Below are 16,108 nucleotides of genomic sequence, written 5' to 3'. Positions count from 1 at the left end.
AAAAAAGTAAGCTAAAATTTTGAGTACAACAACTACGGTCGTAAAACATACAGCGATTTCAGATTTTAAAGAAATTACAAAAATGCGTTTGTCTCTAAGCGTAGTATTTTCATCTATTGCAGGTTATTTGCTTGGTGCAGATACAATAAGTGTAAAAGTCTTAATTTTATTAGCTCTTGGCGGTTATTTTATGGTTGGAGCAAGTAATGCTTTTAATCAAATTATAGAAAAAGATTTAGATGCTTTAATGCATCGCACAAAAAATAGACCAGTTGCTTCAGGAAGAATGACTGTAAACACAGCATTTATAATTGCTTGCGTTTTTACTATTTTAGGTATAGTTATTCTTTATACTATTAATCAGCAAACAGCAATGTTTGGTGCTATTTCAATATTTCTTTACACTAGTGTTTACACGCCTTTAAAAACAAAAACACCTTTGTCGGTATTTGTAGGAGCTATTCCAGGAGCTATTCCATTTATGTTAGGTTGGGTAGCAGCAACAGATCATTTTGGTATAGAACCAGGAACTTTGTTTGCACTTCAATTTTTTTGGCAATTCCCTCATTTTTGGGCAATAGGCTGGTTTTTATTTGAAGACTATAAACGTGGTGGGTTTTTTATGTTACCTACAGGAAAACAAGATAAAGGAACAGCAATTCAAGTCATATTATACACTATTTGGACTATTTTAGTTTCAATAATTCCAGTTTTTGGTTTTACAGGAAAATTAGAATTATCGATAGTAGCAGCAATTATCGTTTTTGCATTAGGTTTAGTAATGTTATACTACGCTATACTTCTTTATAAGAAAATGACCGAAAAAGCGGCAAAACAATTAATGTTATCTAGTGTACTTTATATAACAATTATTCAAGTTATTTACGTCGTAGACAAATTTTTAAGATAAACAATGGATTTAACCGAAGGAACAATTCAAGAAAAACACAGAAGATCAAGAAAAATGATGCTATACTTTGGTATAGGAGCATTAATTATGTCTTTTGCAGGTTGGACTAGTGCATTTATAGTAAGTAGTTCTAGGCCAGATTGGTTGTCAGATTTTGTAATGCCTCAGCCTTTTTGGACTAGCATTATAATTATGATAATTAGTAGTGTAACTTTTATAATAGCTAGAAAAGCTTTAGAAAAAAATAATAAATCATTAACAACTGTAATGCTAGTAGTTACATTTGTTTTAGGGCTATTATTTGTTTTAAATCAAATTAAAGGATTTAATCAAATTATAGACATGGGATATAATTTTACAGGACCAACAAGTAATGTAACGGTAAGCTATATCTATCTTATAGCAGTGGTACATATTATTCATGTTCTTGCAGGATTAATACCAATTTTAGTAGTAATAGTAAATCATTTAAGAGGAAAATATACCTCAGAAAATTATACAGGTTTTGAATTAGCCGAAATATTTTGGCATTTTGTAGACCTATTATGGCTTTATTTATTCTTCTTCTTATATTTTTTCTTAAGCTAAAAATTGGCGTAAAACCTTATTTAGACGCGTTAAAATTTAGCGGAAGCAATTTTTTTAAGTCAATAAATTGATTATTTTTGTCACACTTTTTAACAACTAATTTAACACTATGAGCACGACAGTTGCAACTACCAATACAGAAGGTAAAACTTGGAGTGGTGGAAATGAGCCACTTAAAGCAAGTTATGGTAAAATGATGATGTGGTTTTTTATCGTAACAGATGCCCTTACTTTTTCTGCGTTTCTAGCAGCTTACGGATTTTCAAGATTCAAATTTATAGACTCTTGGCCAATAGCAGATGAGGTTTTTACTCACGTACCTTTCTTACACGGTCAAGAATTACCTATGATTTATGTGGCGTTTATGACGTTTATATTAATCATGTCTTCTGTAACAATGGTATTAGCGGTAGATGCTGGTCACCATATGAAAAAGAATAAAGTAACTTGGTATCTTTTCTTAACAATTATTGGTGGTATTATCTTCGTTGGTTCTCAAGCTTGGGAATGGGCAACATTTATAAAAGGAGATTATGGTGCTGTTCAAACAAAAGGAGGAAACATTTTACAGTTTGGAGAATATAAAACAAACGAAAACGGAGAACAAGAATTTAAAAGAGTAGCAGTTAAAGATTTTGTTATAGTATCTCCTACAGAAAGAACTAATCACGAGCGTAAAAACGGACTTTGGTTTGTAGATGAAGGTACATTACCTCCTTATCAAATCAAAGATGTTGTTGCTGGTTTAGAAGCTAATCCAAATATTTTAGTAAGAACTCAAATTTTAAATGAAGAAAGAGAAAAAACTATACTTTCTCGTGAAGAGTCATTAGCAGCTATCAAAAATAACGGTAAGCGCGTTGTAGAAGGTGCAAACTTAGAAGTTAATGAATATGGATCGCCATTATTCGCAGATTTCTTCTTCTTTATTACAGGTTTTCACGGTTTTCACGTACTATCAGGAGTAGTAATTAATATTATCATTTGGTTTAATGTTATTTTAGGAACTTACGAAAGACGTAAAAGCTACGAAATGGTAGAAAAAGTTGGTCTTTACTGGCACTTTGTAGATTTAGTTTGGGTATTCGTATTTACATTCTTCTACTTAGTATAATTTAATAGAAAAAGATTTATCATGGCAGATACACATAAATTAGAAATATTTAGAGGACTTATCAAGTTTAAGTCTAACACTCAAAAAATTTGGGGCGTATTAATCTTACTATCTATTGTTACAGCTGTAGAAGTTGTTTTAGGTATTTACAAACCAGAAGCCTTAGAGTCTCATATATTAGGGATGAAAGGTTTAAACTGGATCTTTATCATACTAACAATAGTAAAAGCATATTACATTACTTGGGACTTTATGCACATGCGTGACGAAACACCAGGGTTAAGACGTGCAGTTGTTTGGACAGGTGTATTCTTAATCTGCTACCTAGTATTTATTTTATTACAAGAAGGTGGATACGTTTACGATGTTTATGATAATGGTTTTATTAAAAGAGATTTCTAAGATAGAAACTTAACATAAATTATAGTAAAAAAGGTGGCTTTATAAAGCCACCTTTTTTTATTTTTGCATAACTAAATACATTTCATAAAAATGACGAAGAAAAATATAAAAAAAGGAGCTATACTAAGCATTCTATTCTTTCTACCAGTTATTTTTCTTTTGTTTCTGTATCCATCTACAAATAATTATAATCCATTAGATGTAGTGCATGAAGATGTTTTGGATTTTTCTAATCTTTCTTCAGCAAAAACAGACATAAATCTTAAAGATCACATAACAGTTTTAGGTTTTTTAGGAGAAGATCCAGAATCAAAAATTGTAGAAACTTCAAATTTAAAAGAGCTTATTTATGATAAGTTTCAAGGGTTTAAAAAGTTTCAAATTGTGATGATTGTAGCAGAAGGTACAGAAGATAAAACAGAACGATTATCTAAAGAGCTATCTAGATTTGAACCTTTAGAATACTGGCATTTTGTTTCATTAAACAATTCTGATATAAAAAAACTGTTTAATAGTTTAAGATCAAGTCAAGTTTTAGACTATAATCAGGCTATTAGTAATGTTTTTATAATAGATAAAGATCTTAACCAAAGAGGACGATTTGATGATAGGTCAAAACGTGAAATTAAAAGAGAAGAGAAGCCATATATTTTAACCTCATACAATGCAACAATGGTTTCTGAGTTAAAAAATAAATTAGCAGCAGAAGATTTGCGAGTACTTTTTACAGAGTACAGACAAAAACGTAAAGGCGAATTTAACTCAACAGTTAGAAGAGCAGAAGATTTAAAAGGAGAGCAAAATGAGTAAAAAAGCAAACTATTCATACGTAGGAATATCGTTTATTATTTTACTGTTTGGAATTATTTTTATTCCAAAAATTGTAGACAGAATAACTAACAAAGATGTAAATCGTACCTATGAAAGTAGATCAGGAAGTATATTAAAAAATCCTTCAGAAGTAGATAAAAAAGATCAAGCTTTAGAGTATTTGGTTATTAATGGTAAACGTAAAAAGGTGCCAGAATTTAGCTTTACTGATCAAAACGGAAACACGATTACTAACAAAGATTACTTAGGTAAAGTTTATGTGGTAGAGTTTTTCTTTACAACATGCCCAACTATTTGCCCAAGAATGAATAGAAATTTAGTAGAGATTCAAAATACATTTAAAAATGAAACCGATTTTGGTGTCGCTTCATTTAGTATTATGCCAGATACAGATACACCAGAAAAGCTAAAAGAATATGCCGAAAACTACGGAATAACAAATCCTAATTGGCATTTAATGACAGGAGATAAACAAGATATTTATAACTTGTCAAATATTGGATTTAATATCTTTGTAGATGTAGAGAATTTTGAACATTCAGGAGATTTTGCTTTAGTAGATAAAAACGGATTTTTACGATCTAGAAAAGATGACTTTGGTAACCCAAAAATCTTTTACAAAGGTGTAATTAGCGAGCAAGAAAAAGTAGACGAAGATGGCAATCCGCAAGAAATTTCAATGCTAAAAGAAGATATAGCCAAATTATTAAAAGAATAACTAAAGTTGTCTCCTCTAGCGCAGTCGAGAGGTTGATTTTATTAAAAACATGAGCACAGAAAACCTACAAGAAGAAAAAAAGTACAACAAATGGATTGTTGCACTTTCGGTAATTATCCCATTAGCTGTAGCAGCATTATTTGGTATAAAACTTAAAGATTTTGGTATAGATGTAGAACCATTAACCTTTTTGCCTCCAATTTATGCAGCTATTAATGCAGTAACAGCAATAGTATTAGTATATGCTGTAATTTCTATTAAAAAAGGACAACGCAAACAGCACGAAAATTTAATGAAGTTTGCAATTACACTTTCTGTATTGTTTTTAGTCATGTACGTAGCTTACCATATGACTAGCGACTCGGCCGAATTTGGAGGAGAAGGTGCTATAAAATACATCTATTTCTTCATTTTAATTACTCATATTGTATTGTCTGTTGCAGTAATACCATTTGTGTTAATTACATATGTTAGAGCCATTACAAACAATTTTGAAAGACATAAAAAAATAGCAAAAATTACTTTTCCGTTGTGGCTGTATGTAGCAATTACAGGAGTTATAGTTTATATAATGATTTCACCCTATTATGTTTAATTTGTCTGTTCGAGCGCAGTCGAGAACTAATTAATAATGAAAACAAAATTTCTTTTTATAATTATATCATGCTTTTTCTTTCTAAAAAGCAATGCGCAATGCGCAATGTGTCGTGCTGTTTTAGAAAACGAAGAAGGGCAATCTGCAGCAAAAGGAATTAACGACGGTATTATTTATTTAATGTCTATACCTTATATCTTAGTATTTGGTTTAGGCTTTTTTGTGTATTGGAAATATTTTAGGAAGAAAAAAGTAGAGGCTTAAAATCTCTAAATTAACTTTTAACAAAATATTTTAAAAAAAATTGTAACAAATCTTGTCCTTTGTAGTCTAATTGATAATGAGTAACTTAAATCAATCAAAAACCATCAATTATGCTCACCATAAAAAAACTACACAAGTCTTACCCAATTGGGGATTCTAGTCTACATGTTTTAAAAGGAATTGATTTACAAGTCGAAGAAGGCGAAATGGTAGCCATTATGGGTTCTTCTGGTTCAGGAAAATCAACACTACTTAATATTATAGGTATGTTAGACGAAGCTGATGAAGGAGAATATATTTTAGATGGTGTGCCAATTAAAAATCTTACAGAGAAAAAAGCAGCCATTTATCGTAATAAATTTTTAGGATTTATATTTCAGTCTTTTAACCTAATTAGTTACAAAAACGCTTTAGAAAATGTGGCGCTACCGCTATACTATCAAGGTCAAAAAAGAAAAGACCGTTTAGAAAAAGCGTTATTTCACCTTGAAAAAGTTGGATTAAAAGAATGGGCACATCACTTACCTAACGAGCTGTCTGGAGGGCAAAAACAACGTGTAGCAATTGCGCGTGCTTTAGCAGCTAACCCAAAACTATTATTAGCAGATGAGCCAACAGGAGCTTTAGACACCAAAACATCTCATGAGATAATGGATTTTATTCAGTCTTTAAACGATGAAGGAAAGACTATTCTTATGGTAACACACGAAGAAGATATTGCTAGTATGTGTAAGCGTATTGTACGTCTTAAAGATGGTGTGATTATGGAAGATACATTTGTAGAACAAGTAAGAGCTTCTCAATATGTTTGATATAGATCTTTGGCGCGAGATATTTCAAAGTATCAACAAAAACCGAACTAGAAGTTTGTTGTCTGGTTTTACGGTAGCGTTTGCTATTTTATTATTTGTTATACTTTTTGGGATTGCTAACGGACTTAAAAATACGTTTGCAGAAGCATTTGTAGATGATGCAGCCAATTCTATTTTTATCAATGCAGGTATGACTACTAAAGCCTATAAAGGATTGCAGTCAGGTAGACGTATTCAACTAAAAAATGAAGATCAAAACTTTATTGAAGACGAGTATGGTAATAAAGTTCAATACATCACTTCTAGAATTTATAAAAATGTCAACGCCTCTTTTCGTAACGAAAAAAACAGTTACAATTTAAGAGCAGTAAATCCTGATCATCAGTTTTTAGAAAAAACAATGATAAGAGATGGACGCTACATAAACCAATTAGATATAGATAATAAATCTAAAGTTGTTGTTATTGGTCGTTTGGTAGAAGAAGATTTATTTTTAAAAACAACTGCTTTAGGTAAATATATAAACCTAAGTGGTATACCTTATAAAGTTGTAGGGATTTTTACAGACGATGGTGGCGATAATGAAGAACGAATGATATATATGCCTGTATCTACCGCTCAACAAATTTATGGTAATAACGATTATATAGATCAGATTAACCTAGGCTACAATCCAGAATTAGATTACGATCAAGCTATAAACTTTGGAAGACAATTAGAAAACAAATTAAAAGAACGTTTTACAGTGTCTCCAAAAGATCAGCGTGCCATTAGAGTACGTAATATGGCAGAAGGGACAAAGCAAGTTGGTATGATGACTTTTGGACTAACTGTTATAATTATAGTTATTGGTTTTGGTACACTAATAGCAGGTGTTGTTGGTATTAGTAATATCATGATATTTATAGTTAAAGAACGTACTAAAGAAATAGGTATACGTAAAGCACTTGGGGCATCACCACGATCAATAGTTTCAATAATTTTAATAGAATCTATCCTAATTACAGCAATTGCTGGTTATGTAGGATTGTTAATTGGTGTTGGTGTTTTAGAATTTGTTGGACCAATTTTAGAACCTTACTTTATTAAAGATCCAGGTGTAAGTACCAGTTTGGTTGTAAGTGCAACCATTACGTTAATTATTGCAGGATCTATAGCAGGATATTTACCAGCAAAAAAGGCATCAAAAATAAAACCAATAGTAGCACTTAGAAACGATTAATATGAAGTTTTTATTCGAAAGAGATACTTGGCAAGAAGTGTACGAAAGTTTAAGCAAAAATAAACTTCGTACCATATTAACCATGGTTGGTGTTTGGTGGGGAATTTTACTCCTTATCGGGTTACTTGGTGCTGCACGCGGATTAGAAAATTCGTTTAACAGATTATTTGGTGACTTTGCTACAAACAGTGTATTTGTTTGGGGACAAAGTACAAGCAAACCATTTAAAGGTTTTCAAGAAGGAAGACAAGTACAATTACAATTATCTGACGCTAAAAAAGTAGAAGAAAATGTAGAAGGTATTGAGTTTGTTGTACCTCGTAATCAAAATCAAGCTCAAGTTGTTAGAAATTTTTTATCAGGAACATTTAGTTTAAATGGAGATTATCCTTTATTAGATAAAGTACAGAAGAAAAAACTAATTCATGGTAGATTTATAAATCAAAATGACATTGACAACAACAGAAAAGTTGTTGTGATTTCAGAAGAAGTCTACAAACAATTATTTGAAAAAGATGCTGAAATGATTGGCGAGTACGTTCAAATAAACGACATGAATTTTAAAGTGATTGGTATGTTCCAAAACGGAAATGTAAATATGGGACCAACCAGTGATATGCACATACCATTTACAACATTTCAGCAAATCTATAATTTAGGAGATAGAATTGGTTGGATGATGATTACTGGTAAACCAGAATATGATATCGCTCAAATAGAACAAGACGCAAAATTATTACTGCGTAACCTTAATAGAATTCACCCAGAAGATAATCGTGCTTTTGGTAGTTTTAACTTAGGTAAAGAGTTTAAAAAAGTAACAGGCTTTTTAGTTGGTATGCAGTTTTTAACTTGGTTTGTAGGTATAGCAACATTAATTGCAGGTGTTTTTGCAATTGGAAATATTTTACTAATTACGGTTAAAGAACGTACCAAAGAAATTGGTGTAAGACGTGCTTTAGGGGCAACACCTTTTGAGATAAAACGACAAATTTTAGTAGAAGCCGTTTTCTTAACCATATTTGCAGGAATTTTAGGGATTATTTCTGGAGGTTGGATATTAATTGCATTAGATGCAGCTTTTGGGCAAGGTGATGAAGCTGTTATTGTAAATGCTTCGGTCTCTATAGCAGTCGTATTTATAGCATTAATTATACTTGTTGTTTTAGGAACATTAATAGGACTAATACCAGCATTTAAAGCCACAAGTATAAAACCAATAGAAGCATTAAGAGAAGAATAAACTAAACAATCAAAATAAATAATCAATACAATGAGTAAAACAGCAAAAATCCTAATTAGCGTCATAGTAATAGTATTACTGCTAGCTGTAGTTTTAAAGTATTTTAATAACGCTAATTCTAAAGCTATTGAAGAGTTTAAAGTGGAAGAGCCATTTTATACCTCAATTAACACTAAAGTTGTCGCAACTGGAAAATTAAATCCAGAGGAAGAAATTGAGTTAAAACCTCAAATTTCAGGAATTGTAGATAAAGTTTTAGTAGAAGAAGGAGATATCGTAGAAAAAGGAGATTTAATTGCAAAAATTAGAGTCGTTCCTAACGAGCAAAATTTGGCAAGTGCAAGTAGTCGTATTGCATCAGCTAAATTATCTATGAATAATGCCGAAACACTGTACAACAGAAACAAAACTCTTTTTGAAAAAGGAGTAGTTTCTAAACAAGATTTTGAAAATAGCGAGCTGTCTTACAACCAAGCTAAAGAAACTTATAACCAAGCTTTAAACGATTATCAAATCATAAAACGCGGATCGTTATCTGGCGGAAGTAGTGCAAATACAAACATTACTGCACAAATTGCAGGAACAATTTTAGAAATCCCGATTCGTGAAGGAGACCAAGTCATTCAAAGTAACAACTTTAATGCAGGTACAACTATTGCTACTATTGCAGATATGAGTAAAATGATTTTTGAAGGAAAAGTAGACGAAGCTGAAGTTGGTAAAATAGAAGAAGGCAAAAAGATAAAAGTAGTTTTAGGAGCTTTAAACGAAAAAGACTTCCCTGCAACTTTAACATTTGTAGCACCTAAAGGAATTGAAGAAAATGGTGCAGTTCAATTTACTATTAAAGCAGATGTAGATGTAGAACAATCTACAAGAATTAGAGCAGGTTATAGTGCTAATGCAGAAATAGAAATGGAAAGCAAAGACAGTATTCTTTCAATTAAAGAATCATTACTTCAGTTTGATAGAATAACAGAAAAACCTTTTGTTGAAAAACAAAAAGAAGACGGCACTTTTGAAAAAGTAGATGTAGAAACTGGTATATCAGACGGTATCAATATCGAAATTACAGAAGGTGTAAGCGAAGGAGATAAAATAAAAGTGTGGAATAAAGCATCAAAAGATAATAATGATGGAGGTAACAACTAAGATAAAACAACTAACCTTAGCAGGATTGCTGTTAGTAGGATTATCTGCTTCAGCACAACAAAAAAAATGGAGTTTACAAGAGTGTGTAGATTACGCGCTTGAAAATAACATAACCATTTTACAAGGAGAAAATTCAATATTAAATAACGAGCAAAATATAGATGCTGCAAAAGGACAGTTTTTACCAAGCGTAAGTGGTTTTGTTGGGCATACATTGTCATTAGGTAACAGAGAGTTGTTTCCTGGTCAATTTGTAGACCGTACAGATAACTCAACTAACGCATCGATTAGTTTAAATCAAACTGTTTTTAATGGATTTAGATTAACAAATCTTTACAAACAATCTCAATTAAATTTAGAAACATCAAAGTTAGAACTTAACAGAATTAAAGATGATATTTCTTTAAATGTGGTTAATGCTTATCTTAATGTATTATTTAATATAGAAAATCTAGAAATAGCTAAAGCGCAATACAGTTTTAGTAAAAAACAATTAGATCAAGTAAGAGATTTAGTAGATGCAGGTGTGCAACCACAAGCCAATGTTTATGATGCAGAAGCAACATTAAGTAGCGACTTACAAAGTGTTACAGTTGCAGAAAATAATTACGAGCTAGCATTACTTTCTTTATCTCAATTATTACAATTACCTTATGAAGGTTTTGAAGTAGAAGTTATAGAGTTAGATAATCCTTCATCAGAGTTAATGTATAATAACGCTAGTCCTATTGTTTCTTATGCTCTTGATAATAGATACGAAATTAAAGTAGCTCAAAAAAACATTGAAAACTCTGCTTTAAATACAGAAATATCTAAGAGTGGATATTTACCAACAGTTTCATTTAACTATGCATTTGGATCTAATGTCTTTTTTACAAATCTTATAGACACAGAAGATTCATTTTTCAATCAGTTAAATAACCAAAAAGGACATAGATTCTCACTAAATGTAAGTGTTCCAATATTTTCTCAGTTTCAAAATAAAACCAATGTTGCTAAAGCAAAAATTCAAGAAGAAAATGCTCAGCTTAATCTTAAACAAGCTAAGTTAGATGTAGAAGCAAATGTACAACGCGCTTTTACAGACGCTAAAGCTGCTTTAAGAGCTTATGAAGCTGCAAAGTCTAGTTTGCAATCTCAACAAATTGCTTTCCAAAACTCACAAGAAAGATATGATATTGGAGCAATGAATGCTTTTGATCTAGAGCAATCAAGATTAAGATTGGTCAATGCAGAATCATCTTTAATTAATGCTAAATACGATTTTATTTTTAAAACAAAAGTGTTAGATTTCTACCTTGGTAAACCAATAACTCAGTAATACTTTGGCATACATTTTAAATATAGAAACTGCAACAACAAACTGTTCTGTTTCTGTTGCAAAAGACGGTAAAACTATAGCTTTAAAAGAAGACTATGACAACGGTTATAGTCATGCAGAAAAGCTTCATGTTTATATAAATGAAGTTTTAAAAGAAGCACAAATCGAAAAGCAACAATTAGATGCAGTTGCGGTTAGTAAAGGACCAGGTTCTTATACAGGTTTGCGTATTGGTGTATCAGCAGCAAAAGGATTATGTTTTGCTTTAGATGTACCTTTAATTGCAGTATCTACTTTAGAGGCTTTAGCACATCAAGTTGAAGCTGAAAGCGGCTTAATTGTACCAATGTTAGATGCAAGACGCTTAGAAGTATATTCAGCAATTTTCAATTCAGATTATCAAGAAGTAAGAGCTATTGAAGCTCAAGTTTTAGATGAAAATTCTTTTTCAGAATATTTAAAAGCGAATAAAGTTTACTTTATAGGAAACGGTGTAAAAAAGACAATGGATTTAATTAAAAGTGAAAAGGCAGTTTTTATAGAAGAAAAACTACCTTCTGCAAATGAAATGAGTGCATTGTCTTTTGAAGCCTATAAAAAAAGCAACATACAAGATGTTGCTTATTTTGAGCCTTTTTATTTAAAAGATTTTATTGCTTTAAAATCAAAAAAGTAATTAATTTTCTTTGTGTATTTCTACTTGATGTGGATATGGTATTTCTATACCAGCAGCATCTAGTGCTTCTTTAGTGTTTTCCATAGTTTCAAAATATACATCCCAGTAATGTTCAGTCTTACACCAAGGTCTTACAGCAAAATTTACAGAGCTATCTGCTAATTCTAAAACATTAACTGTAGGAGCTGGTTCTTGTAAAACCTTCGGGTTATCAGTAATAACTTTCATTAAAACCTCTTTAGTTTTTTTAATGTCAGAATCATAACCAACTCCAAAAACTAAATCTACACGTCTTGTTCCTTCTGTAGTGTAATTAACAATGTTTCCATTAGATAATGCACCGTTTGGGATGATAATTTCTTTGTTAGATAATCCAGTAAGTTTAGTTGTAAATATTTCGATTTCTTTTACAACACCTATTTCACCTTGTGCTTCAATTAAATCACCAATTTTAATTGGTTTAAAAATCATTAATAAAACACCTCCAGCAAAGTTGCCTAAAGATCCTTGTAAAGCCATACCTACAGCTAAACCAGCAGCTGCTAAAATTGCAGCAAAAGAAGTAGTTTCTACACCTAATTTAGATAGAATAGCTAGGATTAACAAGATTTTTAAAACCCAACCTAAAAAATTTACAAGAAACTTTTTTAAGCTTTCGTCATACTCTCTTTTTTCCATAAATTTTTTAGTAGAGCTTAGAAGTTTTTTAATAATCCATGACCCTACAACCCAGATAATAATTGCTGCGATTATTCTTAATCCATAATCAGTAGCGTACTTAATACCTGTATCAATCCATTCTTCTTTCATAAATAAAATTTTAATTGTTTAACTTTAAATTCAAAGTTAGGAATTTATTGCTCTAACTTGTTTTATATTTGATAAAACTATTCAAATAGTTAAAAAGCGATTTTTATCGATGAAATAGTTAAATTATCAGATTTATTAGGCAAAATTTATGCGATGTCGTAAATTCAAGCACATTTTTAACAAATTCTTTACAGTAAGCATGAAGAAATTTTTACTATCGTTATTCTCTTTTTTCTTGGTAATCTTAGGATGGGCACAAGACATTAATATGCAAAACGGAACATTTAACCAATGTTCGGGTGTTTTTTATGATTCTGGAGGACCTTCATCTAACTATGCAGATGATGAGGATTTTGTTATAACTATATGTCCAGATGGACCAGAACAATTTATTCAATTAGACTTTACTTTATTTAGTACTCAGGTTAGTTTAGACGTCATGACTATTTATGATGGAGACGATATTACAGCGCCAGTAATAGGTAGTTATTCTGGTGGAGGAGCTGCAAATAACCCAGGTACTATTTCTGCCTCTCCAACTAGTACTACAGGTTGTATTACTATTCAGTTTACTTCAGATAGTGGAGCTAACACTTTAGGATGGGCAGCAAATATTTCATGCTTACAATCTTGTCAAACTATAACGCCTAGTATAGATTCAACAGATCCTGTTGCAGATGGAACTGGTGTTATTCAAATACCATTAGGAGGTACAGTGTTGTTTGATGGAAGTGCAACGTTTGAAGATGATGGTACTGGTGCTACTTATAACTGGAATTTTGGAGATGCAGGTGTAGCTTCAGGACAATCAGTTAGTCATACATATAATAACCTTGGGACTTTTACAGCTACGCTTACAGTAACAGATACAAATCCAACAGGATGTTCTGCTTCAACATCCGTTACAGTAGAAGTACTTAGTCCATATATAGATGTAGATCAAACAACTTATACCGTAGACCAATTAGTTACAGATGTGTTAATAGATAGTCCTTGTGCTGCAGTATCAAACATTAACTGGAGTACAGGATCAAATTATGGTCAAGAAAACGGAATAGGTTATTTTTCTGCTATACCTGGTGCGTTTCCATTTGAGTCTGGTATTGTTTTAAATTCAGGAGATGCAATGGAAGCAGAAGGACCAGAAACCGGTACGCAAAGTAGTGGTGGATGGCCAGGAGATGCCGATTTGGAAAATGCAATTCCTGCTTTAAATGCGAATGATTCAAATGATGCTAGTTTTATCCAATTTGATTTCGTACCTATTGCTAATTCAATAAGCTTTGACTTTTTATTTGCGTCAGAAGAATATGGTGGTTTCCAATGTAGTTTTACTGATGCATTCGCTTTCTTACTAACAGATTTGACTACTGGAGTAACTACTAATCTTGCATTAGTACCAGGTACAACAGATGTTGTATCTGTATTTACAGTTCGTGATAATACTTATAATGGTGGATGCCCATCTGTAAACCCAGGATATTTTGATTCTTATTATGGCCCAGGTGGAGAACCTCTAAATAATGACCCTATTGACTTTAGAGGCTACACTAGATCAATGACGGCTTTTTCAAACGTAACACCTAACAATAATTATCGTATTAAATTAGTTATTGCAGACGCGTTTGATAGTGCATATAATGCTGCTGTATTTTTAGGAGCAGGTTCTTTTGACCTAGGAGGAGATTTAGGTGATGATGTAACAATTGATGCAGGTACTGCAATTTGTGATGGAAATCCTATAACATTGGATACAGGACTAACGACAGCTACGCATACTTGGTATTTTGAAGGAAATCCTATAGCAGGAGAAACAGGACCAAGTATAGATGTTTATCAAGAAGGAAATTATAGTGTAGATATTGTGTATTCAGCTTCTTGTCAAACTTCAGATTCTATTTATATTGAATTTTTACCTAGCCCTACTGTTGAAAATACAATAGACTTAATACAATGTGATGTGTTTTCTTCAGATGAAACATTTGATTTAACGGTTAATGATGCTGAAGCTATTGGTACTCAAGATGCTTCTTTGGTTAATGTTAGTTATCATAATTCTTTAACAGATGCTCAAAATGATACTAATCCAATTACGACGCCCGATAATTATATAACTTCAGGTCCTTACCCAGAAACTATATTTGTAAGAATAGAAGATAGTGCTTCTGAAAGTTGTGTAGGTACTGATAGTTTTACTTTAGATATTTATTCCTTATCAATCAATCCAGCGACAGATATGGTAGTTTGTGATGATCCGAGTAATGATGGTGTAGAGCCATTTGATTTAGAGAGTCAGACGCTATTAATATTAGGGACACAGCCAGCGTCAGATTATGTAGTGACGTATCATAATAGTTTTGCAGAAGCAGATTCAGACACAAACGCATTAACGAGTCCTTATGTAGGCGGACCAAACGAGCCAATCTATGTAAGAATAGAGGCAGCGGGAGATGCGACGTGTTATAGTGCAACAGCGATGCCATTATTTAATTTAATAGTAAATGCCAATGACGATTCAAGTTTTACAGCGACACCAACGTGTGATGGCGCAGTAATGAGTAATGTCGTAACACCAGGCGGAACCTTTGCATTAACCACAACGGGAGCAACGATAGATTCAGCAACAGGCACAGTAACAGGCGCTTCATCCGGATCCACACATACCGTAACTTATACAACAACAGGTACATGTCCAACGACAACTACAGTAAACTTTACAGTATTAACAACAGATGATCCAACTTTCACGATGCAACCAACGTGTGATGGAGCTGTAGTAGATAGTTCAGTATCATCAGGCGGAACCTATGCTTTTAATCCATTACCAGGCGACGGAGCGCTAATAGATTCAGGCACAGGAACGATTACAAACGGTACATCAGGCGCAACCTATACAGTAGAACATACTACAAACGGTACTTGTCCAGCATCGACAACAGTAGATGTAACAGTATATCCATTAGAAGACCCAAGTTTTACGGCAACAGCGACTTGTGATGGCGCAACAGTAGCAATAACAGGAGATGTAGGCGGAACGTTTGTGTTAAATCCAGATCCAGGCGCTGGGGTGGTAATAGATGCATCAACAGGAGAAGTAACAGGTGGCGATTACGGTACAACATATACGATAGAATATACCACCGCAGGACCATGTCCAGAAGTAAGCACGCAAACTGTTACAACGTTAACAGAAGATGATCCAAGCTTTACAATGATACCGAATTGTGATGGAGGAACTGTAGATACAGTAGCGATGCCAGGCGGGACGTATACGTTTAACCCAGCAGCACCAGCAGGCGATACTGTACAAATCAATCCATCAACAGGAGAAGTAACGATGGCAACTCCAGGAACAAGTTATACGGTAGAGTACACTACAGCAACCCAATGTCCAGCAACAAGCACATTTGTATTAAATGTATTACCAGCAGACGATTCAAGCTTTACGTT

At 32.5% G+C, this 16,108-nt stretch carries 16 protein-coding genes; 15 read left to right on the top strand and 1 reads right to left on the bottom strand.

Annotated elements, in window-relative coordinates; translation table 11 throughout:
- The first annotated feature begins 16 nt into the window (after nt 1-16).
- The 14 genes from cyoE (at nt 17) to tsaB (ending at nt 11,848) form a co-directional block, all read left to right on the top strand.
- Nucleotides 17-910: a heme o synthase gene (gene cyoE, locus H574_RS0104610; protein ID WP_027879438.1), complete on the top strand. Its 894-nt coding sequence runs from the start codon at nt 17-19 to the stop codon at nt 908-910.
- Nucleotides 911-913: 3 nt separating this feature from the next.
- Nucleotides 914-1,498 (top strand): cytochrome c oxidase subunit 3, encoded by a 585-nt coding sequence (locus H574_RS0104605; protein ID WP_027879437.1) that lies wholly within the window; start codon nt 914-916, stop codon nt 1,496-1,498.
- Between the two features lie 109 nt (nt 1,499-1,607).
- On the top strand, nt 1,608-2,612 hold the full coding sequence (locus tag H574_RS0104600; RefSeq protein ID WP_027879436.1) for a cytochrome c oxidase subunit 3: 1,005 nt from the start codon (nt 1,608-1,610) through the stop codon (nt 2,610-2,612).
- 21 nt (nt 2,613-2,633) lie between these two features.
- A complete protein-coding gene (locus H574_RS0104595; protein ID WP_027879435.1) occupies nt 2,634-3,014 on the top strand; it encodes a cytochrome C oxidase subunit IV family protein in 381 nt (126 codons plus the stop codon).
- Between the two features lie 90 nt (nt 3,015-3,104).
- On the top strand, nt 3,105-3,824 hold the full coding sequence (locus H574_RS0104590; protein ID WP_027879434.1) for a hypothetical protein: 720 nt from the start codon (nt 3,105-3,107) through the stop codon (nt 3,822-3,824).
- Nucleotides 3,817-4,563, top strand: a complete 747-nt coding sequence (locus H574_RS0104585; RefSeq protein WP_027879433.1) for an SCO family protein — start codon at nt 3,817-3,819, stop codon at nt 4,561-4,563. Before H574_RS0104590 ends, H574_RS0104585 begins: the two co-directional genes overlap by 8 nt.
- A 49-nt stretch (nt 4,564-4,612) precedes the next feature.
- Nucleotides 4,613-5,158: a DUF420 domain-containing protein gene (locus H574_RS0104580; RefSeq protein WP_027879432.1), complete on the top strand. Its 546-nt coding sequence runs from the start codon at nt 4,613-4,615 to the stop codon at nt 5,156-5,158.
- A gap of 36 nt (nt 5,159-5,194) precedes the next feature.
- On the top strand, nt 5,195-5,422 hold the full coding sequence (locus tag H574_RS0104575; RefSeq protein WP_027879431.1) for a hypothetical protein: 228 nt from the start codon (nt 5,195-5,197) through the stop codon (nt 5,420-5,422).
- Between the two features lie 110 nt (nt 5,423-5,532).
- Nucleotides 5,533-6,234, top strand: coding sequence for an ABC transporter ATP-binding protein (locus H574_RS0104570; RefSeq protein ID WP_027879430.1), 702 nt, complete (start codon nt 5,533-5,535; stop codon nt 6,232-6,234).
- The gene (locus H574_RS0104565) at nt 6,227-7,456 is read left to right on the top strand and encodes an ABC transporter permease (protein ID WP_027879429.1); all 1,230 of its coding nucleotides are present in this window, start codon (nt 6,227-6,229) and stop codon (nt 7,454-7,456) included. Before H574_RS0104570 ends, H574_RS0104565 begins: the two co-directional genes overlap by 8 nt.
- Nucleotide 7,457: 1 nt before the next feature.
- A complete protein-coding gene (locus H574_RS0104560) occupies nt 7,458-8,699 on the top strand; it encodes an ABC transporter permease (protein WP_027879428.1) in 1,242 nt (413 codons plus the stop codon).
- 30 nt (nt 8,700-8,729) lie between these two features.
- Nucleotides 8,730-9,851, top strand: coding sequence for an efflux RND transporter periplasmic adaptor subunit (locus H574_RS0104555; protein ID WP_027879427.1), 1,122 nt, complete (start codon nt 8,730-8,732; stop codon nt 9,849-9,851).
- Nucleotides 9,835-11,172 carry a TolC family protein gene (locus H574_RS0104550; RefSeq protein WP_027879426.1) on the top strand — a complete coding sequence of 446 codons (1,338 nt, stop codon included), beginning with the start codon at nt 9,835-9,837 and terminating at the stop codon, nt 11,170-11,172. The genes H574_RS0104555 and H574_RS0104550 overlap by 17 nt, the downstream gene beginning before the upstream one ends.
- Before the next feature lie 4 nt (nt 11,173-11,176).
- Nucleotides 11,177-11,848 (top strand): tRNA (adenosine(37)-N6)-threonylcarbamoyltransferase complex dimerization subunit type 1 TsaB, encoded by a 672-nt coding sequence (tsaB, locus tag H574_RS0104545; RefSeq protein ID WP_027879425.1) that lies wholly within the window; start codon nt 11,177-11,179, stop codon nt 11,846-11,848.
- Here tsaB and H574_RS0104540 read toward each other — a convergent pair whose 3' ends face one another.
- Complete coding sequence (locus tag H574_RS0104540; RefSeq protein ID WP_027879424.1) at nt 11,849-12,658, bottom strand: mechanosensitive ion channel family protein; 810 nt, start codon at nt 12,656-12,658, stop codon at nt 11,849-11,851.
- A 199-nt stretch (nt 12,659-12,857) separates the two neighbouring features.
- On the opposite strand from H574_RS0104540, the gene H574_RS14345 reads away from it, so the two are divergent.
- On the top strand, nt 12,858-16,108 hold a 3,251-nt coding region (locus H574_RS14345; protein ID WP_162138984.1), incomplete at its 3' end, for a choice-of-anchor L domain-containing protein.

Source organism: Mesoflavibacter zeaxanthinifaciens DSM 18436 (assembly GCF_000422365.1).
Taxonomy (GTDB): Bacteria; Bacteroidota; Bacteroidia; order Flavobacteriales; family Flavobacteriaceae; genus Mesoflavibacter; species Mesoflavibacter zeaxanthinifaciens.
Note: the sequence above shows the minus strand (reverse complement) of the source record. Positions and strands in the feature narration are given on the sequence as shown.